This is a genomic window from Sanyastnella coralliicola, assembly GCF_030845195.1.
Lineage (GTDB): Bacteria > Bacteroidota > Bacteroidia > Flavobacteriales_D > Sanyastnellaceae > Sanyastnella > Sanyastnella coralliicola.
The window spans coordinates 1,416,046-1,438,445 of the sequence record NZ_CP132543.1; the positions used below are offsets into that span (position 1 = coordinate 1,416,046).

Below are 22,400 nucleotides of genomic sequence, written 5' to 3' on the forward strand. Positions count from 1 at the left end.
TTCAAAGCCCCCTGTGATGGGATTCAGCGGCTTTTAATTGGACTCCTGACGAGATTTATGGCTGAAGTACAGTATACAGAAGATAATATCCGTTCCCTCGATTGGAAAGAGCACATTCGGCTTCGTCCGGGTATGTACATCGGAAAGCTTGGTGACGGTTCAACAGCAGACGATGGTATTTACGTTCTGCTTAAAGAGGTGATTGATAACTGCATCGATGAGTACGTAATGGGTTACGGAAAAACGATAGAGATCAGTATCAAAGATGACCTAGTTAAGGTTCGAGATTACGGACGAGGCATTCCGCTTGGGAAAGTGGTCGATGTAGTTTCGAAAATGAACACCGGTGCGAAGTACGACAGTAAAGCCTTTAAGAAATCCGTTGGTTTGAACGGGGTGGGTACCAAAGCTGTAAATGCGTTGAGTACATCATTTACCGTGGAGTCAGTCCGTGACGGTAAGATGAAGTCAGCTTCATTCGAACAAGGGAATCTCCTCGAAGAAACGAAAGAGGAAGAAAGCTCGAAGCGCAGAGGTACACGCGTGACCTTTGTTCCTGACCCCAGCATCTTTGTGAACTTCCAGTATCGTATGCAATACGTGGAGCGCTTGCTCTGGAACTATGCCTACTTGAATACAGGTTTGACCATCTACTTCAACGGTCAGAAATACCATTCGGAGAATGGACTTAAGGACCTGTTGAACGCCAATCTCGGACAAGAACCTAACTACCCAATTATCCACCTGCTTGGTGATGATATTGAAGTAGCACTCACGCATACTCAAGCCTACGGAGAAGAGCATTACTCTTTCGTTAACGGACAATACACAACCCAAGGTGGTACACACCAAGGGGCGTTCCGCGAAGCCTTGGTGAAGGTGGTGCGTGACTTCTTTGGGAAAGACTATGACGCAGCAGATATCCGCGCAGGAGTTGTTGGTGCCATTTCGATTAAAGTGATGGAGCCTGTCTTCGAATCGCAGACAAAAACGAAGCTCGGATCTACAGAGATCGAACCTGATGGAGCTTCGATTCGAAGCTTTGTGCTTGACTTCCTCAAGCGAGAGCTCGACAATTTCCTTCACAAGAACTCAGAGATCGCGGAGGCTATTCAGAAGCGCATCCTTCAAAGCGAACGAGAGCGTAAAGACCTCGCTGGAATTAAAAAGCTCGCCCGCGAGCGCGCGAAGAAGGCAAACCTGCACAACAAGAAGCTGCGAGATTGTCGTGTTCACCTCAACGAAAAGAAAGATCGCAGAGAAGAAACAACTCTCTTCATTACCGAGGGTGATTCTGCTTCTGGTTCGATCACGAAAGCTCGCGATGTGAATACACAAGCGGTATTCTCTTTAAAAGGGAAGCCATTGAACAGCTTCGGGCTCACGAAGAAGATCGTATACGAAAACGAGGAGTTCAACCTTCTTCAAGCAGCATTGAATATTGAAGACGGACTCGATAACCTACGTTACAACAACGTGGTAATCGCAACCGATGCGGATGTGGATGGAATGCACATTCGTTTGCTGCTCATCACCTTCTTCCTACAGTTCTTCCCTGAATTGGTGAAGAGCGGACACCTCTACGTTCTACAAACACCGTTGTTCCGAGTTCGGAATAAGAAAGATACCTACTACTGCTACTCGCAAGAAGAGAAGTTGGAGGCCATGGAGAAAGTAGGACGAAACCCAGAGATCACACGATTCAAGGGACTTGGAGAGATTTCACCTGATGAGTTCAAGCACTTTATCGGAGAGAATATTCGTCTGGATCCTGTGGTTATCGGACAAGATAGCAGCATACAAGACCTGCTTACCTTCTTTATGGGTAAGAACACACCAGATAGACAAAGCTTCATCATTGAGAACCTCCGTGTGGAGCGTGATGAAATTGAAGAACCAGCATAACAGCTTAACAGCCTAGCAAGACATGGCAGAGAACGAAGAATTCGAACGCGACGAAGAATTCGAAGACAGTGGAGATAATACCCTGGAGAATGTCATCCAGGTGAAGGGGATGTATAATGACTACTTCCTCGATTATGCCTCCTATGTAATACTTGAACGTGCAGTCCCTCACCTATATGACGGACTAAAGCCAGTACAGCGTCGTATCCTACACTCTCTGCGAGAGATGGATGATGGACGTTTCCACAAAGTGGCGAATGCGATTGGTAATACAATGAAATACCACCCGCACGGTGATGCTTCTATTGGTGATGCCATGGTTCAGATTGGTCAAAAGGAGATTCTTCTTGATACTCAGGGGAACTGGGGTAACATCTTGACGGGAGATAGCGCCGCTGCTCCACGTTACATCGAGGTGAAGCTTTCTAAGTTCGCAAATCGCGTTGCGTTCAATGGAAAGACCACCACATGGTTGAGTTCGTATGACGGACGAAACCAGGAGCCCGAAACACTTCCGATGAAGTTTCCATTGTTGCTCGCTCAAGGGGTAGAAGGTATCGCCGTAGGTCTTGCATGTAAGATCCTTCCGCACAACTTTGTGGAGCTGATTGATGGTTCAATTGACATCCTCAAAGGCAAGAAAGTAACACTCTATCCAGACTTCCCAACTGGGGGGATGATGGATGCATCTGACTACAACGACGGACTGCGCGGTGGAAAGATCAAGGTGCGAGCTCGCATTAAGAAAGTTGACGCTAAGACGTTGTCAATCTATGAGTTGCCTTATAATACCTCAACCACTAGTTTAATTGGCTCGATTCTAAAAGCGAACGATCGTGGGAAGATCAAAATCAAGAAAGTTGAAGATAACACAGCCGATCAAGTTGAGATCCTGATTCACCTGGCATCAAATGTTTCTCCTGACAAAACGATTGATGCGTTGTACGCATTCACTGACTGTGAAATCTCCATCTCGCCAAACTCGTGTGTGATTGAAAATGATCGTCCGCAGTTCCTTGGAATGAGTGAGATGCTTCGACGCAGTACTGAACGTACTAAAGACTTGTTGAAGCAAGAGCTGGAGATTCGCAAAGGAGAGCTTCAAGAACAGTGGCACTTCGCGAGTCTAGAAAAGATATTCATTGAGAAACGCATTTACCGCGACATTGAAGAGTGTGAGACTTGGGAAGCGATTCTTGAAACAATCCATAAAGGATTAAAGCCTCACATCAAGCACCTCATCCGCGAAGTGACCGATGAAGATGTGACTCGTTTGACTGAAATCCGCATCAAGCGTATTTCGAAGTTCGATAGCTTCAAGGCCGACGAGAAGATCGCTTCGTTAGAAGGGGAGATTGAAAAGGTTCAATTCCACCTTGATAACTTGACAGACTTCGCCATCGACTACTTCAAGGAGTTGAAGAAGAACTTTGCAGAAGGACGTGAGAGAAAAACAGAGATCAAAGCCTTTGATACCATTGATCGTTCAAAAGTAGCTGTGGCCAATGCCAAGCTGTACGCGAACTTCGAAGAAGGCTTCATTGGAACCGGCTTGAAGCGTTCTGAAGGAGAGTTCGTTTGCGATTGTTCAGATATCGATGACATCATTGTCTTCCGTAAAGACGGTACGATGATCGTTACGCGAGTTTCTTCGAAGGCCTTTGTAGGTAAAGATATCATCCATGCTTGGGTGTGGAAGAAGGGCGATAAGCGCCGTGTCTACAACTGCATTTACCGTGATGGAAAAGCAGGGAAGACAATGGTAAAGCGCTTCAGTGTGACTTCGATTACGCGTGATCGTGAATACCCAATTACAAAGGGTACTCCAGGTTCAGAGGTCTTGTACTTCACAGCCAATCCAAACGGAGAAGCTGAAGTAGTGACCATCTACCTGAAGGCGATTCAACGGGTGAAGAAGCTCAAGTGGGATATCGATTTCTCTGAAATCCTGATCAAAGGACGAGGAGCAGGAGGAAATACTGTGACCAAATTCCCAGTTCGTAAAGTTGAATTGAAGGAGAGTGGTGTTTCTACTTTGGGAGCGCGTAAAATCTGGTTTGATGAAACGGTGCAGCGTTTGAACGCTGACGGAAGAGGGAATTTCCTCGGTGATTTCAATCCTGAAGACAAGATCCTGGTACTTATGAGTACCGGTGAATACAAGCTGACCGGCTTTGACCTCACCACGCACTTCGATGAGAACAAAATTCACATTGAGAAATGGGACCCAGAACGTCCCATTTCAGCAGTGTACTACGACGGAGAGAAAGAAGAATACTACGTGAAGCGCTTCTTGCCTGAATCTACAAGCAAGAAAACGAGTTTCATTTCTGATCATGAGAATAGTCGCTTAGCTGTTGCATCAACCCTTCATCACCCGCATGTACGCGTGAAGTTTAACAAGCGATTCAAGCACACACGTGATAAGGAAGATCAAATCCTGAATCTTCGAGAGTTTATTGCTGTAAAAGGCATGAAAGCGCTTGGAAACAGACTTTCACCGCTTCCAGTAACTGAAGTGCTGCTGGAACCGGCTATTGAAGACTTGGAAGCTAAGGTAGAAGCTGAAATCCAGGCAGAGAGAGCAGCACAGAATCCAGCTCCTCTAGCTGCTGCACCTGCCGAAGATTTTGCTCCGGAAGCTGATCAAATTAGTGAGCCGATTGATTTGGAACTCCCAGATAGCTCTAAGAAAGGCACTCCACCAGAAGAAGGAGAGCAACCGACCTTATTCTAGACCCATTGATTTAAGCTACTTTCGCGACGCATGAATAAGATCGTCAGTTTCGTAACACGCTTTATTCCTCGCCACATTTTGCAGCGAGTGGCGCACTTGTTTCTTCAATTGTTGAGTTTCTTTTATCGAGGGAAGAACATCGAAGATCCAATCTCAGGAATCTCGTACCGTAAGATTCTCCCTTATGGTCGCGTGCACAGTCGTCCGAATGCCCTAGCACCGGATAGTATGTCACTCGAGCGTCATCGATTGATTTGGCTGTACCTACGGGAGAAGACAAATTTCTTCAAAGATGATCTGCGCTTCCTGCACATGGCGCCTGAATACTGCTTTCTGAAGCTATTCAAGCGACAGAAGAATCTTGAGTACGTGACTGGAGACCTTCTATCTCCATGGGCAGAGCACCATTTCGATGCGCATCAAATCCCGTTTGAAGACAATAGCTTCGATGTGGTGATGGCGAATCACCTGCTCGAGCACGTTGAAGATGATCGACAGGTAATGCGTGAGTTTCACCGCATTATGAAGCCAGGCGGTTGGGGTATTTTCCAGGTTCCTATTGATTACGCTAGCGCGGAAACTCAAGAAGACCCTAACGTGACTGATCCTGCTGAAAGAGAACGTTTGTACTGGCAACGAGATCATGTTCGCTTGTACGGACGAGACTATGCAGAGCGCCTACGTGAAGCTGGTTTTGAAGTCAAAGAAGATGATTACGTTGGAGAACTAGGGAAGGAGCTTCAGGAGCGATACGCTTTGATGCCTGAAGAAATCATCTACTACTGTCAGAAGAAATAAGGGAATCAGACTTCGGCGCTAGCCTCTACGAAATCAAGATCATTAAACGCGGTGAGCAGTTCATCAGTCAAACTCTGACGAACCGAAGTCGTTAGGGTGCATTTGAATTCGAACTCGTGCGTGATCATTTCAAGGTCATAATCTTTTAGGATCTTCATCACAGAACCCATAGCCTCATAAGGGAAGTCAACCTTGATCGTGTCTTCAACAAGCAACTCAATGATATCCCCGGCTTCAATAGCCTCACGTGCTGAAGTGCGGTAAGCATCTATCAATCCGCCCACACCAAGTTTCACACCGCCGAAATACCTTACCACAACAATCAACACATTCGTAAGGTCATAGCTTTGGATTTGACCTAAGATTGGTTTACCCGCGCTGTTGCTAGGCTCACCATCATCATTCGCGCGATAGCGTTTCTTATCATGACCTAATCGCCAGGCATAGCAATGGTGACGAGCAGCATGATGCTCCTTTTTAACTACCTCTAAGAAAGCCTTGATTTCATCTTCATTGCGCACAGGAACTGCGTAGCCAAAATGCTTGCTGCCTTTGACTTTGTAAAGACTTTCACTGCGTCCCTTGAGGCTTAGATACGTATCTGAAGCTTCGCTCAAGAAATAGGGTTCAAGTTCACAGAGAAGACTGTGATTGAATTCGGATCGCGGTCGTAATACAGTTTATCGAGCGCTCCGAGAACATTCTTTGCGCTGAAGTAAGAAGTGTGAAGCAAGCTTTCACCATGAATAGACCACTGGATAGTGTATGAGCTCTCGCGGTCTTTGTAGTTCTTCACGTACTCAAGCATTGAGCGAAGAGCATCTAGCTTGTTTACTCCCTCACAAGTGTGGAACAAGAAGCTCTGATTGTGACGAGGGTTGATGGTGATTAAACGCAGAAGTGCGTTGTTGTCTTGCTCATCGAAATCGAATACGACACTATTCTTCCCAAGGCCAATGTATTCACTGATCTCGGCTTGGATCTGAGCGATCTCGATATTCTTATCTACAGTCATGGAGTTACTTTACTTAACAAAGCTACGAAATCAAGTTCCTTCAAGCTTGCGCCAAAGATACTTTCTAAGAATGCCTATCTACAGCTTGAATGAATCAGCTACAATATGCTGAAGAATCGGAACCACTTCAGATTCAAAGAATGGATTTTTCTTCAACCACAATTGGTTTCTAGGAGAGGGGTGCGGCATGACTAGAAAACCGTTTTCAAGGTGCTTTTCAAAATCGCCAATACGCGCAGTCATGTTCTGTTTTTGAGTCTCTGGCAAGTAGTAAGCCTGAGCGTAGGCTCCAATGAGTAAGGTAAGTTGGATGTTCGGTAACTGTTCCCAAATGCGCTCGTGCCAAAGCGGCGCACACTCTTTCCTTGGTGGGAGGTCTCCGCTGCTCCCTTTGCCGGGGTAACAGAACCCCATGGGCATGATGGCGAATTTTGAATCGTCATAGAATGTGTCGCGATCAACGTTCAACCATTTCCGCAAACGGTCTCCGCTTGGGTCATTCCATGGAATCCCTGAGGCATGCACTCGCGTTCCTGGTGCTTGTCCGATGATCATGATCGATGCGTCTTTATCAAAAGCCACTACAGGTCTAGGACCCAGCGGAAGCGAGGCAGCGCACACGGTGCATCCAGCAATCTCTTTTTTAAGGTTCTCCACTTTTCCAATTACTCATTCAAAGTGACATCTCACCAGTCTATTCAACCAACGAATCAATCTGGCTTTTGGTCACGATAGGTTGAACATACTTTAGCCACAAATAAATCCAATGAAAAAACTATACACTCTACTCGTACTTCTCATGTGTGTTGTTGGGATGAATGCCCAAACCTACACTAGTGGTGACATGCTTTCACCGGTTGCGAACGAATTTACCATGAATCAAATTGATTACGTAGACCTCAGCTCTCAAACAGGTACAAATCAAACATGGGATTTTTCAAACGAAACGAACTGGTCTGATCTCGCATTCTCGGTGATGAACCCAGCAGATGTGGATGGGGCTGATAATTTCCCACAAGCGAACTATTCCTTGAATGCTGATGATCTGATCAACAACTTCCTTTCAGTGACTTCAAGCGGTGCTTCAGTATTGGGGTACTATGGTAACGCCGGGGGAATTGAGATCATTCAAACCTTCTCTGATCCGCAGATACTGTACGGATTCCCTTTGACTTTCGGTGCTAGCGGTAGTGATGATTACGAAGGTTCAACAAGCTCTGCAGGTTTCGTTCAAGGAATGGAAGGAACGGTGACTTGGGAAGTGGTTGGCTCTGGTACTGTAATCACACCTATGGGAAGCTTCTCGAATGCACTCTTGATCCACACGTTTGATGACGGAATCATTTCATCAGAAGCAGGAGGGATGACTTTCGAAGGGACATCAACTGTTGATAGCTACGAAATTCTAGTACCTGGTTATCCAATTCCTTTGGTTCACATGGATGTAGCAACAACTGAATTCTTCGGAGAAGTAGACAGTGAAACAACGGCGTACATCATGGCAGATGCAGTAGTATCTGTGTCTGAACTAGGCAAGGCATCATTTGATGTGTATCCAAATCCGGCGAATGATGTGGTTTATATCGCTAACGCGGAATCGGTAGGTGCACAGATTGATATTCTTGACATGACTGGGAAAGTGGTCTTCACTCAATCAACCAACGGTAACCAAACGATTTCGGTAGATACAAGTAACCTGAATGCAGGCCTTTATTTCGTGGCTATGCGTACGGGAGAGTCTATAAGCACGCAGAAGCTGATCATCGAATAATCGCGTGATATTATTAAGGTTACGGAGAGGCCAGGACATACGTTCTGGCCTTTCTTCATATAGAAGTGTTCGAATAATGTTAGAACTGCGTGAGATACGACGGGAACAATGCACTTACTTTCGTTCTAGAAATTAAAGTACATGTCTCATACTGTCATCATTGGTAACGGAATATCTGGTGTAACCGCCGCCAGACATATTCGGAAGCGCAGCGACGATCGCATCACGATCATCTCTGCGGAGACCGATCATTTCTTTAGTCGTACTGCGCTTATGTATATCTACATGGGGCATATGACTTACGAAAACACCAAGCCTTTTGAAGATCACTTCTGGTCTAAGAACAGAATAGATCTGATGCGTGAGTATGTGTCTACAATAGACTATGCGAAGAAGACACTTCAGTTTTCAAGTGGAGGCACCCTGGCTTATGATAAGTTGATTCTTGCGGTAGGATCTAAACCCAACAAATTCGGATGGCCTGGACAAGACCTTGATGGCGTTCAAGGGTTGTACAGTTACCAAGACTTGGAGCTATTAGAAAAGAATACCCATGGTCCATTGGTAAAAGACCCAGCAAAGAAAAAAGTAAAACGAGCTGTACTCGTAGGAGGAGGTTTGATTGGAGTGGAATTCGCTGAAATGCTGCTGACACGTGGTATTGAGGTGACATTCTTAGTTCGAGAAGACCGCTTCTGGGGTAACGTTTTACCGAAAGAGGAAGGGGAACTTGTTGCTCGTCATATGATTGAGCACCACGTTGATCTTCGCCTCAACACTGAGCTTGCAGAGGTGATACCAGATGAGAATGGTCGTGCCAAAGCTATCAAGACCAAAGACGGCGAGACGATTGAATGTCAGCTCGTGGGATTGACAGCCGGAGTTTCACCAAACGTAGCCTTTCTGAAAGGCGGCGAGCTTGAGATAGACCGAGGAATCTTGGTGGATGAATACTTGAAGACGAATATTCCTGACGTTTATGCCATCGGTGATTGCGCTCAGATGAGAAATCCATCGAAAGGTAGAAGACCGCTTGAGCAAGTGTGGTACACCGGACGAATGATGGGGGAAACAGTTGGCGCAACGCTAACGGGGACACCAACTCCATACAAACCAGGATACTGGTTCAATAGCGCAAAATTCTTTGATATCGAGTACCAGACCTACGGCACCGTTCCTGCGCGTGACTTAGACGGATTATCTGAGTTTTATTGGGAGCATCCGGATGGAAAGATCTGTATCAAGATTGTCTTTGAGACAGCAACCCGCCGATTCCACGGAATCAACACTTTCGGGATCCGCATGCTCCATGAGCGATTTGATAAATGGCTCAATGAAGAACGCTCGGTAGATCACATTATGGAGTACTTGGCAGATGCCAATTTTGATCCTGAATTCTATCGCACTCACGAAAAAGCGGTGGTCAATAAGTTCAACGCAGAACAGGGCACTGCGATCGTTCCAAAGAAAAGAAGCTGGAAACGCATTTTTAGCAAAGCCTGAGATCATGAAGAGTATTAAGAGAATAGGACTAATCCTGCTCATCGCAGGGATTTCGATCTTCACGTTTAGCTTGATTTTCCCAAGCTATGAGATCACGGATTATACCGTGAATCAGCACTTTGATCCCATTATCGATGGCTATCAAATCGACTTGAAGAAGGCTGCCGAAGAAGGGGATACCTCAGCCGTTACTCAAGCGAAAATCAAGGTAGATTCGTACTCTGCCTTGCGTGATCGTTTGTTGACAACGAAGGGTGACTACGGAGTGAATTTCGTCGCTTTAAGTTCTGCGATCAGAACTCAGCTGAATGAGCACAACGAAGCACTTAAAGCCGAAAGCAATTGGGACGCTGTCATTTGGGATGCCCCGCGAGATTTTGCGGCTTCAATGATGCGACCCGCAGCCACAGGACCAAGTGTGGAAATGAAGGGGCTTTTCTTGTTCTTGACTTTCGGCTTGGCTATGATAGGAGGGTTGATGTATATTCTTCCAAATGTTGTACTGATGGGACCTCCAGGGATCAAGAACCACCATGTGTTCCATGAAAAGGCGACGAACAGAGGATGGATTGGCTGGCTGGTATTTGTCTGGTTGGTGAGTTTCTACATCCTACTTTATTTCTTTCCAGACTATACCCTTGGATGGGTATTCCCAACAGACCCTGCAAGCCAGTTCTTGAAGAATCAAGATGCTAGCCGTTGGTTCCTGTATGGTCTGATGTACTGTTCTGTAATGACCGTTATGGCGATCAGAATGTACGTGAAGTACCGTAATAACCGCTATCAGATTGTGCGTACTTCAAGTGTGCTCTTCTTTCAGGTGGCATTTGCCTTCTTGATTCCTGAATTGTTGACGCGTTTCAATCGTCCTTCTATGGACTTCAAGAACATCTGGCCACTTGATTACGACTTCTTCTTCAATTGGAATTTGGACCAGTTGATTGCTGAAGGAACACTTGGTGTATTCATGTTGGTTTGGGGTATTGCCTTGATTGTTGTGGCAGTTCCGGTGTTTGTTTACTTCTTCGGAAAACGTTGGTACTGTAGCTGGGTTTGTGGTTGTGGAGGGTTGGCCGAAACACTCGGTGATCCCTATCGTCAATTGAGCGACAAGAGCGTCAAAGCATGGAAGATCGAGCGCTACTTGATTCATGGAGTATTGGTGTTCGCCATATTCATGACGGGGGTGACCTTGTACACCTACTTCAGCGGAGTATCTCAAGTAGCCGGCGTTGATACCTACGATGTGCAGAAGACCTACGGATTCTTGATTGGATCAGTATTCTCAGGAGTAATTGGAACCGGATTCTATCCAGTGATGGGTAGCCGTGTATGGTGCCGTTTCGGGTGTCCGTTGGCAGCCTATCTGGGATTGGTTCAACGCTTCAAAAGCCGTTTCAGAATTACCACAAATGGTGGACAGTGTATTTCTTGTGGAAACTGTTCTACGTACTGTGAGATGGGAATCGACGTTCGCTGGTATGCCCAGCGTGGTCAGAACATCGTAAGATCTTCATGCGTCGGTTGTGGAATTTGTTCAGCGGTTTGTCCGCGTGGAGTATTGAAATTGGAGAACGGTCCGGAAGAAGGACGTATCAATGATAATCCGATTATCATTGGTAAAGAGGGAATCCAACTTTCGACAGATGTAACTAAGTAATATAGGTATACGTCTTTCATTCGTCAGAAAGTTCTTAGTACCTTTCCACGGCCTCGGATTAAACCTGCGCGGCTCGATTTTGTTAACTGTCACAAACCAAGACGAATGAAGCAATTCTATCTTTTATTAGCAGCTTTTTTGGCTGTCCCAACAATGGCTCTCTCTCAGTCGTTCGCTGACATGGGTGAAGAGTTACCAAACGAATATCACTCTGGCGGAACTGTCGGTGTAGTTGACATGAACAATGACGGCTACGATGATATCGTTACTCTCGATAACGCTAACACGCTCATCGTACTTTACCAAGGTGCTGATGGGTGGACAGAAGTGAACTACGGTCAGATCTCAGGATCTAACCAGTGGGGATTCTCTGTTGGAGACATGAACAACGACGGTCACAATGATGTGATTTCTGGAGGTGCTTACGATGGTGTTCACTTCATCTCGATTGACGAGCAAGGCGTATCTGAACAGTTCGATCTACAGAACGGAAGCATGTTCATGCAAGACTGTAACATGCACGACATCGATAACGATGGTTACCTAGATTTCTTCGGATGTCACGATGATGCTACTTCTCGCATGTGGCGAAACAATGGTTCCGGAGCAATGGTACCTAACGAATTCATGATTGATTTCGAATCATACGATTTCTCTGATTATCCAGACACAGACCACTCAGGAAACTATGGTTCAGTTTGGTGTGATGTAGACGACGATGGTGACAATGATCTTTTCATCGCGAAGTGTCGTCAGTTCGTTTCTGATCCAATGGATCCACGTCGTATTAACCAGCTTTGGATTAACGATGGTGAAGGTAACTTCACAGAAGAAGCAGAAGCTCACGGACTCGTATTCTACGAGCAGTCATGGACAGCAGATTTTGCTGATTACGATAACGATGGTGACTTTGATGCCTTGATCACGAACCACTCAGCAAACATGATGCTTTTTGAAAACGACGGAAGTGGAAACTTCACGGATGTATCAGAAGCAGCAGGTGTGGACGTGAACGGATTCTTCCTTCAAGCGAAGATGATCGACTTTGACAACGATGGCTACAACGACATCGTTTATGCTGGAGGTGTTCACTCATACTTCCACAACAATGGTGATGGAACATTCACCGAGGAGCCAAACAAGTTCCCTTACAATGATACCATGCACAGCTTCGGTATTGGAGACCTTAACCGCGATGGTTTTGTAGACCTATACGCTAGCTACGGTAACATCTACGTTGACGCTGACGGCAACAACCCCGATCGCGTTTGGATGAACGAAACGAATGATAACAACTGGGTGGTATTCGACCTAGAAGGAATCATCTCAAACCAGAACGCAGTAGGGGCAAAGGTGAAGATCTACGGAGACTTCGGAGTACAAGTACGTGAAGTGCGCGCTGGAGAAAGCTACGGTATCGTCAACACGTTCCAACTACACTTCGGTCTAGGTGATGTGACTGAGATCGATGAAGTAGTGATCGAATGGCCAAGCGGAATGGAGACAGTAATCACTGATCCAGAAATCAACACTTTCCATACGATTTTCGAATCTGAGTGTCAGTTGGCAAATGTTGACATCATTGCTAACGGACCACTAGAAATCTGTCCGGGTGAATCAGTAAACATCGAAGCACCTATGGGTTACACTTACTTATGGAGCAACGGTGAAACAGGAATGAGCATAGATGCTGCTGCCACTGGCAACTACAGCGTTACAGTATTCGATGAGAACGGATGTCCGGGAGCTTCAAATATTGTTCAGGTTGTTGTAGTGCAGCCGGAACTTCCTTCAGTTACCGTGAACGGTGATACTCAATTCTGTGAAGGTGGTTCTGTAGAATTGATCTCTTCCAATGCTGATAGCTACGAGTGGTCAGAAGGAACAGAATCACAAGTATTGACCGTTACTGAATCAGGAACGTACTACGTAACTGTTCCTGGTGTTTGTGCAGATGACTTGGAGTCTGAAGAAATCACAGTGGTAGTATTGGATGCGCCTGATACACCATCTGTTCCAGATGAGAGCATTGAGAACCCTGGTACTGCCACATTAAACGGCACAGGAAATGAGCTTCACTGGTACGAAAATGAAATGGACGCTGATCCGATCTTCGTTGGTAACACGTTTGAAACGCCATTCTTGAACAGCACAACTTCATTCTGGGTAGAAGACGTAAATACTTACGGTGGAGTACAAGGAAACGGAGGTAAAGAGAATAACGATGAAGTGAACGGACAGTACCACTTCAACTCTAACTTCTGGTTGGTATTCGATGCAAACGAAGACATCATTCTCGATAACGTGAAAGTGTACGCTGGAAACGAAGGCATGCGCTCAATCGCAGTAATCGATAACAACGGAACAATCGTAGCGCAAGGAGACTTCAACGTGCCACAAGGAGAGTCAGTAGTTGAACTAGGCTTCTTTGTACCAGCAGGTACAGGGTACGGTTTACGCAGCTTGGATGATGATCCACAACTATGGCGTGAAGATGATAACTCTGAACAAGCATACCCATATGATCTAGGTGGATTGGCGACAATCGTTTCTAGTTCAGTAGGTGGAGCTGGAGCAACAGAATACTACTACTTCTTCTACGATTGGAATGTATCTACTCCAAGTTGGGAGTGTGTATCTGACCGTATCGAGGTGATCGTTACTGTTGTTGGAATTGAAGAAATCGAAGCGTTGGCTTCACTAAACGTATTCCCTAACCCTGCTTCTGACATGGTGACAGTGGCGTACGAATTGACAGCGCAAAAAGACGTTGAGCTACGTATTACAGACCTTGCAGGTCGTACGATTGTAAATAAGCAATTGTTGTCTGCAGTTGGCGCAAATCAAGAGGTGGTTAACCTTTCTGAGTTTGCTACTGGAGTATACGAGCTTCAACTTGTGATCGATGGTCAAACAGCTGCTTACAAGCTGATCATCGAATAAGTCGACTGATGAAATAAGAAAAGGTGACCTCAGGGTCACCTTTTTTATGTCTATTGTTTTTTATCGGCGGGTGTAGATGTAGAATTCTGCCGGAGTGGTGGCAAGCTCGTTCTGAGCACGAGGGTGGAAAGGGTTGTCGAGTTTTCGATTCAACTCCCATTCAGGATATCGCTCCTCAATGTCTTTGGTGAAAAGCCTTGGATGTACGTGGTTAGGGTGACTGCCTTCCACATAGACTTCGTTCCACGCGTAAATGATCACCATCGATTCCGCGCTAGCGAAAAGATCATTCATGTAAGCATCATAAACATGCGCTTCCGTGAGGTGATATAAAACATCAATGGAAAGGGCAGCATCACATCTTGGAATCTCTTTAGAGGCACCGGTTTTATAGACCTGGAAAGAAAGTTTTGGACGATCTTCAAAGCGCTTACGTAGCTTGGCAATGATGGTGGATGACACATCAAGGCCATGATACTTTTTGAAGCGGAACATGTTGAGTTGGTTCCCATCACCGCAGCCAAACTCAATCCCTGAGCTTAAATTGAATTCATCAATGAGCTGGTTGATGGCTTCTGCCTTGTAGTCAGCAAAATGCTCGTAACTGCCTTCTCCGCTATTTCCACCCTCGGCATAGCGATATTCCCAGTAACTGGCTGAATCGAATTTAGAACGTTTAAAGAGTCTGGAGAAAAGGCTCATTCAGTAAATGGATTTGCATACATCTCTTCGGTGATCATGTAAGGATCGTCAAGAGTATGCAAAAAAGCAACTAAGGCCTCGATATCTGATTCAGAAAGATTCATCACAATGGGAGTTCCGCCTGTGGTGAGTTCGTAGGTTAATCGGTCATCAAGGTTTGGGTGAGCCACGATGTTACTGTTGTAGTGTTCAAGGGCTTCCTCAAGGGTTGCAAAGCGTCCGTCGTGCATGTAAGGGGCGGTATAGCCCAAGTTGCGGAGGGACACCATTTTGAACTTGCCATGATCGTTTGGATTGCCATTCACGTCTCCGGCACCACCGTCGGCATAATTCTCATCGAGGCCGGTGTTAGCAGTACCTGGAGTATAGAATTGAACCGTCATGTGGCACTGGTTACAGCGAGTGACACCGTTGAAGAACAGTTCTCTTCCTTCCGCCTCTAGCTCTGTAAAGTTGGCGAAGTCAATATCATAACCTTCATCCCATTTAGAGCGATATGAAACGATCGAACGTATGAATTGAGATAAGGCCAACGACATGCGATCAGCGGTCACTGTTGGATCACCAAAGGCCGCCTCGAATAAAGCAGGGTAGTAGTCTTGTGATTCCACTCGTTCTACAGCTTCAGTCAAGGTTAAGCCCATTTCCTCGGGATGTTGAATAGGCTCTAAGACTTGGTTCTCTAGTCCGTTGGTGCGCCGGTCCCAAAAGAATCTGCGGGAATACTGGAGATTGAACATCGCCATGGAGTTCCTAGGAGTAATGACACCGTTCAGTCCTTCACTGAAACGATCGTTGTCTGCAAAAGCATGTTCCTGATGATGGCATGAGCCACAGCTGATCGTACCATCTACAGAGAGGATCTCATCATAGAACAGCACACGCCCTAAGGTTGCACCGTGATTGGTAACCGGATTGTCACTCGGAATGGCCTCGAAAAGATCAAGTGCACCAGATTCGGTGAAGTAAGCAGGAAGCGTAATTCCTTCGTAGTCAAAAGGAGTTTCAGGTAGAGATAGCGTTTTCTCGTTGCTTGGAGGAGGAGAGAGTACATTATCTTCTTTACAGCCTGCGAAGACTATGACGAAGCTTATAATGCACAATACTACCTTTCCTTTCATCGCATAAGTTGAATCGTACCTGTGATGGGTTCATCTGGACTACCACCGCAAGCCGAGCTGTAATCTAAGATAAAATAGTAAACGCCTTCATTGATTTCATTACCAGAGTCACGACCATCCCATGCTTGTGGGCGTCCTGTGGTTTCGAAAATCAGCGTTCCCCATCGGTTATATACTTGAAGATCATACTCTTGGAAAAGCGATAGTATGTTTAAGTCTTGATCTACAGCAAGGTAAGGGACAAAAACATCATTCGTTCCGTCGTTATTTGGAGTGAAGACATTTGGGATAATCAAAGAAGAAAAATCGACTTGGGTATCCTCGTCTTCGAAGATTTCAACCGTTGCTGAGCTAGAACATCCGTTGGATTGGATGGTAGCCGTGAGCGTATACATCCCTTCGAGTGCCACTGTTGGACTAAATGAATTCTGGCCATTGGTGATGAGTCCAGGGTTTGCCACCCATTGAAGGTCTACGTCTGATGGACTAACTGAGACTCCTTCTATTTGTAGCGTAGGCTCGGTACAAGTCAAGGTATCGGAGAATCCAGGGAAAATCTCTGGAAAGAACACATTATCAACTACGGTAGCATTCACTGAGTTTTCACAACCACTTTCAGGATGAACAGTGAAGAACACGTAAGTGCCTGCTTGATCTGTATCTAATTCATTTGAATCAGTGAGCAAAGTGCCACCGGCATCCAACCAACCGAAATTGGTCGTTCCATCACCATCTGCGATGATCGTTGCTTCAGGAGTGTAGCAGCTGATTTCGCCAACGTCAATAATCATTGGTTCATTGACTTCGAAGTTTTCTTCCACCACGAACTCAAAGGTGGATTCGCATTGGTCGTTGTAGTTCACGGTCACAGTGTAGACACCAGCACTGTCAACCACTACGCTAGAAGCAGTGGTGCCGGTGATGAAATTTCCTTCGTCGGTCGTCCATGAGTAAGTACTTGGATTACCGAGGTTATTGCTTGCGGTGAGGGTGGAGGCAGGAGAGGCACAGGAAACCAATTCACCTCCGGAAATACCGACTTCTAAGGCTTCTACATCAACGTTAATGATGGTGGTGCTTTCGAGTCCACAATCATCACTGAAGGTAACCGTGTATTCGATGTCTTCTGTAGCCGAACAAACTGGGTTTTGGATATTCGGATCATCAAGGAATGTCTCTGGGCTCCAGGTGAAGTTGCCTTCAGGATCTCCACCAGGATTCAATTCAATCGTTCCACCTTCGCATAAAAACACGTCAGATTCAGAAGTGAGAATGTTTTCTTGGAGACAAACAGTCTGGTTGTTGAACGAACCTCCTGTGGCTGCGGTGAACCCCCAGTAGACGTTTGACTGTCCGTTGAAGATGTCATTGATAAGATCAACCGTTTCAGAAGTTCGGAACACACAATCCCAGTAGACTTCTACGCTCATGTCCGTTGGATCCCAGATAATGCGTACTTGATGGTCATCACCATCTTCCACGTTGAAGCTGTCTTGAGAAGTTTGAACAGGTGAACCGATGGCGTTTCCTGAAATATGGCTTACGTCTCCATTTGAAATCATGCCGATGTGATCAAAGAGAGGGTCGCCGTATTCAGTGTTTGACCAAGTATCGAATTCAATACCAAATGCCGGTGAGAAACCTAGGAAGCCTAGTCCACCACCTGCATCACCTAAGGCGTTGTTTCCTACTGTTTGAAGCACGAAGCAGATTCCATCTGCACCATTTCCATCAATGTTCCCAAGGTTCATGAGGAATGAGATGTCAAAAGGCTCCGTGAGATCGATTTGCTCCGCGTACCACACCGCACCGTTTTGGAAAGTTTGAGTGGTGGTCAAGCGGTAACAGTCATCCCCAAGAAAAATGGCATTTCCTTGCAGGAAGTAGGTTTGCGAGAAGGCTCCCAGAGAGAACAACGCAAATGCTATGGTCAGCAGTGATTTCGGCATCCTATAAAAGTAAGAATAATTGCGGGAGTAAGTGTAGTTTAAACACTTAACTATTGGATACTCTTCATGATTTTCATTGATTCCCGCTCCAACCAGCTAGACTTCTCATTATCAGCCCAAAAGGCGATCATGTACAGCTGGCCATTGTCTTCGAATCGGTATTCAATGAACTTGAGATCGGTGTCGTCTATTCGAAGCTTGTAGAGGTCTTTCACCATCTCCACTTCATTCACAACTACTGGCTCAGACGTTATGAATGGAATTTTCATCGCCTGCATCACGTGTTGATGCTGGGGAATAGGAAGAATGACCACACCGCAATAAGGATCACCATAGGTATGTCCGGTATAAAGCAAATCACGCTTGAATCGGATGTTCTTGATGACGGGGCCCAAGCTCTTGTCCTCTTGAAATGCACGTTTTACCGGATTGTGGAAGATGTAATCACCGTAGAACTGGAAGGTCTTTGACCCTACTTCCAATGGGATTAATCCATCCTTGTGCTCTAAATCCTGATAGATGATACAGGAGCTAAGGAAGAAGAGGAAAACAATCAGACTATTCTTCATCTACCCGAAAGTAAGCGAAGTTGTCGATACCCAGGTGATACTTGATGTACTCATTCCACGATTTGAAGGCAATCATATTCTCTCCGCGATGCACCTCGCGCGTGTATCGGAGTAACTCGCGTTCCAATTCCGCGTTAGCGTGATTAAACAAGGTCTTGATTTCTTGAATGTCAGAAGCCTGTACTAACTCCGATTGCAGTCTGCGACGCTCAACTTCGGCAATATCAACGTACATGTTGATGAAAGCCAATGCTTTACCATTCTGTGGAAGATTGAAGTACGAAGTAAATGGATCCAGTAAGGTGCGCGTGTAGATATCTAACGAATCTCCGCAATCATTGATGTCGAGGTACAACTTCGAATCAATGAAATAGGGAATTTCCTGAATGGTTTCATCCCAAAAGGAAGTGCTATCACTCGAAGCTAAAGTATTAATACCTGAAATCCGACTGCTCTCTTTCCAGAAATGAAATCCTCCAGCCTTGAATCCTTGAGGAAAGGTGAAGTTAGGGTCAAAGAGAAGGTCTTCAGTTATTACCGATGGACTCCCATAGAAAGCTTCGTTGGCACCATCTTCGTCACTCATTCGCAACTCAGCACAATTCTCCCAGAAGAAAGGATTCCGCGCATAGGCATTCATCATTCGATAATCACTTGCTCCGGTGAGATCCGCTTCTAATTGAGGCAATTCAAACAGGTCTCCGTTGCTGTATGCGAAAAGCACGGCGCTCGTTGATGTGGTGTAAGGATCTCTGTTAATCCCCTTGTATTCAATGCTGTAGTCGAAATCCATGTGATGGAAACGACTGTGTTGATCATCGAGCTCGAAGGTTCTGCTGATGCGCATATCAACGTTCAGAATGGTGTCTTCAGGAAGGATCGGCAGGAAAGGGTGGATGGCCGCATCCTCAATCGACAAATCAATACGCAACAGACGATTGCTGGTTGAATCAATTACAGCGGTGCCTTCAAAGAACCAATCACTCTTTTCAAAAGGGGTAAAGGCAATCGTGTAAATGGTGCGCCCTTCATCATCGAGTGTTCGCGAAATCAACGATAGTTCATATCTCTTTTTGAGCTTTCGACTACTGTATTCTAAAGGCGTACGCGGAAAGTAGCTTGCACGATCGTAAATCGTTTGCATTTGGAACGCGCGTGAAGTGGAAGTACTGAGATAAAAGGTGTCTCCAAATTTCCTTAGTCCACATCGGCCATTCTTAAGTTCAATCTGACTGACATCGCCCGAACGAAATTCACCATTATAATACCCTTCAACGAGCTCAATCTGCTCGTCATTGATGAAGTTCTCCAGCTCAAAGTAGGTACGCGCTTCTTGCAACGAATGATCACGCTTCTTCCGGCATTTCGAGAGTATGGTGTACAGGTACGAATTATCGCCTTCAACAAAGGCCACGCTCAACAAAGTGACGTCTTGCTTCAGTTCTACAACCTTCTTAGTCCTGAGTTCTTTTACGCTAGCGCGGAATCGCTGGTACCCAATGAATGAGATGGTAATACTGTCTTGCTCGCTTTCTGTTTGAAGTCGGAAGAAGCCGTTATCATTGGTGATGGTACCCAATCGCATAGCCTCATTATACACAGTAGCATAAGAGATGGCCTGTTTGCTGGAAGCATCAATAATTTTACCCTCTAATGGTGACTGTCCTTGAGCGGATATCAACGAAAGCACAAAGACTGTGAGGAAGAGTAGAGTTCTTTTCATAGTTGATCGTTGAATGAAAAGTACGAATTGAAGGAGATTAATATCAATCCCTTAAGGGGCGAAATTCAATCATTGATCACAATTCAATCCTCAGATTTCGAAGAGGATGCTGCCTGTACATCGAGCGATTTGAACTCTGAGTTTTCGCTCTTGTATTCAGGAACGATGCTCTTCAGTTTACTCACCAAGGCTTGGTTGTCTTGTGCTGAGAAGAGGGCTACTAACGACTCAATTTCAAGTTTGACCGCCTCGAATGGATACTCACGCACCTTTGCCTTCAGAATCTTAGAATGGTGCGTTGCCAGCGTGTCTTCCTCGTTGGCGAGTAGTTCTTCGTAAAGCTTCTCTCCAGGACGAAGTCCAGTGATCTTAATTTCAATGTCTTTCCCAAGTTCAAGCCCTGATAAACGAATCATCTTCTTGGCCAGATCCATGATCCGAACAGATTCTCCCATATCGAATAGGAAAATCTCACCTCCAGCGCCCATGACGCCAGCTTCAAGAACCAATTCAACGGCTTCGGGGATGGTCATGAAGAAACGTGTGACTTCTGGATGTGTTACTGTAATAGGTCCGCCGGCTTCAATCTGACGCTTGAAAAGCGGAATGACTGAACCATTCGATCCAAGTACGTTTCCAAATCGAGTCGTAATAAAGGAAGTCTCACTTTGCGCGTTCAACGACTGACAATAGATTTCAGCGGCTCGTTTACTTGCACCCATCACACTGGTAGGATTTACCGCTTTATCCGTCGAGATGAGGACAAAACGCTCCACCTTATGCTTCACGGCTTGGTCTGCGACATTCTTTGTTCCTAAAACGTTGGCTAGAATGGCCTCAGTAGGATTGACCTCCATCAACGGCACGTGCTTGTATGCTGCAGCGTGGAATACGATTTCAGGTTGGTAGGCTTCCATCAGTCGTCGCACGCGGTCCTCTTGGCGGACATCACCAATGACGAAGGAGCAGAATGAAGCGGTACCCATAGCCTTCATCTCGAACTCAATGTCATAAAGCGGACTTTCAGCTTGATCGAATAAAATCAAGTGTTCCGGCTCATAGGCAGCAATTTGACGAACCAATTCGCTTCCAATACTTCCCGCAGCGCCGGTAACCAATACCTTCTTGCCGTGTAGCATTTTGCGAACTTCTGGATTGTCCAACTTGATAGCTGAACGGCCCAAGAGGTCTTCAATGCGTATTTCACGAAGCTGACGAAGACTAAGCTCTCCGTTAATCCATTTTCGAACAGGAGGGACGTTCAATACTTTCACGTCGTACGCCAAGGCCAGATCAATCATCATGGCTTTTCGCTCAGGTCCCAAATTCTGAATGCTGATGATCATTTCATCCACCTTTCCTTGCGAGAAGAACTCTTCCGCTTTGCTTGAATGGTAGATGGATGCTCCTTCGATTTTCTTCCCCGACTTGTTCTTTTCGTCGTCGATGAAGGCGATGACGTTCACGCCTGATTCAAGGTCTCGGTCAATAGCTTGTTTTGTGATGAGTCCGGCTTCACCAGCACCATAGATAACTACGTTCTTCTTCGATCGCACAGGAGACTTCAGCTCGAGGTAAACCACCTTCACGAGGATACGGGAAGCGATCATCGCGAACAAAGTCATCAAGAAATCAATAGCAATGACGCTATTCGGGATGAAGTAAATACCGTCAAACACGCTGTAGCGCAGCTGATTGGCAATCACAAAAACCAGTGAACCTCCGAGGATGGTGATGAAGATGCGCTGCGCATCTTGAGTAGATGTGTAGCGAATGATTCCGGCGTAAGTTTTTCCAAGGAAGAAACTCAGGGCACGAACAGCTAAGAAGATAGGGAAGAAGCGAATCGCTAAGTCGATCTCAATTTGCGGAGGATTGAACTCAAAGCGCAACAAATAAGCTACCGCAAACGCTACCACACAAATGACGAGGTCAATCAAAAAGATGAGCCAACGCGGCGTGTTCTTATTTGGGATCAACATGGACACGGGCAAATATATGCTA

16 protein-coding genes are annotated in these 22,400 nt (G+C 45.8%); 7 read left to right on the forward strand and 9 right to left on the reverse strand.

What is annotated here, in order from left to right; genetic code table 11:
* The first annotated feature begins 57 nt into the window (after positions 1-57).
* Genes RA156_RS05930 through RA156_RS05940 form a run of 3 tightly spaced genes read left to right on the forward strand, consistent with a single transcriptional unit; the run spans position 58 to position 5,440 of the window.
* Positions 58-1,905: a DNA topoisomerase IV subunit B gene (locus RA156_RS05930; protein WP_306643639.1), complete on the forward strand. Its 1,848-nt coding sequence runs from the start codon at positions 58-60 to the stop codon at positions 1,903-1,905.
* A 22-nt stretch (positions 1,906-1,927) separates the two neighbouring features.
* Positions 1,928-4,642, forward strand: a complete 2,715-nt coding sequence (locus RA156_RS05935; RefSeq protein ID WP_306643640.1) for a DNA gyrase/topoisomerase IV subunit A — start codon at positions 1,928-1,930, stop codon at positions 4,640-4,642.
* 30 nt (positions 4,643-4,672) lie between these two features.
* Positions 4,673-5,440, forward strand: a complete 768-nt coding sequence (locus RA156_RS05940; RefSeq protein WP_306643642.1) for a class I SAM-dependent methyltransferase — start codon at positions 4,673-4,675, stop codon at positions 5,438-5,440.
* Positions 5,441-5,445: 5 nt separating this feature from the next.
* Here the strand turns inward: RA156_RS05940 and RA156_RS05945 are convergent, their stop codons facing one another.
* The 3 genes from RA156_RS05945 to RA156_RS05955 form a co-directional block, all read right to left on the reverse strand.
* On the reverse strand, positions 5,446-6,057 hold the full coding sequence (locus RA156_RS05945; protein WP_306643643.1) for an IMPACT family protein: 612 nt from the start codon (positions 6,055-6,057) through the stop codon (positions 5,446-5,448).
* A complete protein-coding gene (locus RA156_RS05950; protein WP_306643644.1) occupies positions 6,054-6,455 on the reverse strand; it encodes a hypothetical protein in 402 nt (133 codons plus the stop codon). The genes RA156_RS05945 and RA156_RS05950 overlap by 4 nt, the downstream gene beginning before the upstream one ends.
* Before the next feature lie 78 nt (positions 6,456-6,533).
* Positions 6,534-7,112: a uracil-DNA glycosylase family protein gene (locus RA156_RS05955; RefSeq protein WP_306643645.1), complete on the reverse strand. Its 579-nt coding sequence runs from the start codon at positions 7,110-7,112 to the stop codon at positions 6,534-6,536.
* Positions 7,113-7,221: 109 nt separating this feature from the next.
* On the opposite strand from RA156_RS05955, the gene RA156_RS05960 reads away from it, so the two are divergent.
* The 4 genes from RA156_RS05960 to RA156_RS05975 all read left to right on the forward strand — a co-directional run bounded on the left by RA156_RS05960 (position 7,222) and on the right by RA156_RS05975 (position 14,332).
* Complete coding sequence (locus tag RA156_RS05960) at positions 7,222-8,226, forward strand: T9SS type A sorting domain-containing protein (RefSeq protein WP_306643646.1); 1,005 nt, start codon at positions 7,222-7,224, stop codon at positions 8,224-8,226.
* Positions 8,227-8,367: 141 nt separating this feature from the next.
* Positions 8,368-9,729: an NAD(P)/FAD-dependent oxidoreductase gene (locus RA156_RS05965; RefSeq protein WP_306643647.1), complete on the forward strand. Its 1,362-nt coding sequence runs from the start codon at positions 8,368-8,370 to the stop codon at positions 9,727-9,729.
* A 4-nt stretch (positions 9,730-9,733) separates the two neighbouring features.
* Positions 9,734-11,389, forward strand: a complete 1,656-nt coding sequence (locus RA156_RS05970; protein ID WP_306643648.1) for a 4Fe-4S binding protein — start codon at positions 9,734-9,736, stop codon at positions 11,387-11,389.
* Between the two features lie 105 nt (positions 11,390-11,494).
* Positions 11,495-14,332, forward strand: coding sequence for an FG-GAP-like repeat-containing protein (locus tag RA156_RS05975; RefSeq protein ID WP_306643649.1), 2,838 nt, complete (start codon positions 11,495-11,497; stop codon positions 14,330-14,332).
* Positions 14,333-14,392: 60 nt separating this feature from the next.
* Here the strand turns inward: RA156_RS05975 and RA156_RS05980 are convergent, their stop codons facing one another.
* The 6 genes from RA156_RS05980 to RA156_RS06005 all read right to left on the reverse strand — a co-directional run bounded on the left by RA156_RS05980 (position 14,393) and on the right by RA156_RS06005 (position 22,378).
* The gene (locus tag RA156_RS05980) at positions 14,393-15,034 is read right to left on the reverse strand and encodes a class I SAM-dependent methyltransferase (protein ID WP_306643650.1); all 642 of its coding nucleotides are present in this window, start codon (positions 15,032-15,034) and stop codon (positions 14,393-14,395) included.
* Positions 15,031-16,155, reverse strand: coding sequence for a cytochrome-c peroxidase (locus RA156_RS05985; protein ID WP_306643651.1), 1,125 nt, complete (start codon positions 16,153-16,155; stop codon positions 15,031-15,033). The genes RA156_RS05980 and RA156_RS05985 overlap by 4 nt, the downstream gene beginning before the upstream one ends.
* A complete protein-coding gene (locus RA156_RS05990) occupies positions 16,152-18,104 on the reverse strand; it encodes a lectin-like domain-containing protein (protein ID WP_306643652.1) in 1,953 nt (650 codons plus the stop codon). The genes RA156_RS05985 and RA156_RS05990 overlap by 4 nt, the downstream gene beginning before the upstream one ends.
* A gap of 50 nt (positions 18,105-18,154) precedes the next feature.
* Positions 18,155-18,673 (reverse strand): hypothetical protein, encoded by a 519-nt coding sequence (locus RA156_RS05995; RefSeq protein WP_306643653.1) that lies wholly within the window; start codon positions 18,671-18,673, stop codon positions 18,155-18,157.
* A complete protein-coding gene (locus tag RA156_RS06000) occupies positions 18,663-20,396 on the reverse strand; it encodes a carboxypeptidase-like regulatory domain-containing protein (protein WP_306643654.1) in 1,734 nt (577 codons plus the stop codon). The genes RA156_RS05995 and RA156_RS06000 overlap by 11 nt, the downstream gene beginning before the upstream one ends.
* An 83-nt stretch (positions 20,397-20,479) precedes the next feature.
* Complete coding sequence (locus RA156_RS06005) at positions 20,480-22,378, reverse strand: polysaccharide biosynthesis protein (RefSeq protein WP_306644180.1); 1,899 nt, start codon at positions 22,376-22,378, stop codon at positions 20,480-20,482.
* Between the last annotated feature and the right edge of the window lie 22 nt (positions 22,379-22,400).

Bases quoted from the DNA above. Each gene is read 5' to 3' on its own strand.
- RA156_RS05930 (WP_306643639.1), top strand. From the start codon at position 58: ATGGCTGAAGTACAGTATACAGAAGATAATATCCGTTCCCTCGATTGG.
- RA156_RS05935 (WP_306643640.1), top strand. From the start codon at position 1,928: ATGGCAGAGAACGAAGAATTCGAACGCGACGAAGAATTCGAAGACAGT.
- RA156_RS05940 (WP_306643642.1), top strand. From the start codon at position 4,673: ATGAATAAGATCGTCAGTTTCGTAACACGCTTTATTCCTCGCCACATT.
- RA156_RS05950 (WP_306643644.1), bottom strand. From the start codon at position 6,455: ATGACTGTAGATAAGAATATCGAGATCGCTCAGATCCAAGCCGAGATC.
- RA156_RS05960 (WP_306643646.1), top strand. From the start codon at position 7,222: ATGAAAAAACTATACACTCTACTCGTACTTCTCATGTGTGTTGTTGGG.
- RA156_RS05965 (WP_306643647.1), top strand. From the start codon at position 8,368: ATGTCTCATACTGTCATCATTGGTAACGGAATATCTGGTGTAACCGCC.
- RA156_RS05970 (WP_306643648.1), top strand. From the start codon at position 9,734: ATGAAGAGTATTAAGAGAATAGGACTAATCCTGCTCATCGCAGGGATT.
- RA156_RS05975 (WP_306643649.1), top strand. From the start codon at position 11,495: ATGAAGCAATTCTATCTTTTATTAGCAGCTTTTTTGGCTGTCCCAACA.
- RA156_RS05980 (WP_306643650.1), bottom strand. From the start codon at position 15,034: ATGAGCCTTTTCTCCAGACTCTTTAAACGTTCTAAATTCGATTCAGCC.
- RA156_RS05985 (WP_306643651.1), bottom strand. From the start codon at position 16,155: ATGAAAGGAAAGGTAGTATTGTGCATTATAAGCTTCGTCATAGTCTTC.
- RA156_RS05990 (WP_306643652.1), bottom strand. From the start codon at position 18,104: ATGCCGAAATCACTGCTGACCATAGCATTTGCGTTGTTCTCTCTGGGA.
- RA156_RS05995 (WP_306643653.1), bottom strand. From the start codon at position 18,673: ATGAAGAATAGTCTGATTGTTTTCCTCTTCTTCCTTAGCTCCTGTATC.
- RA156_RS06000 (WP_306643654.1), bottom strand. From the start codon at position 20,396: ATGAAAAGAACTCTACTCTTCCTCACAGTCTTTGTGCTTTCGTTGATA.
- RA156_RS06005 (WP_306644180.1), bottom strand. From the start codon at position 22,378: ATGTTGATCCCAAATAAGAACACGCCGCGTTGGCTCATCTTTTTGATT.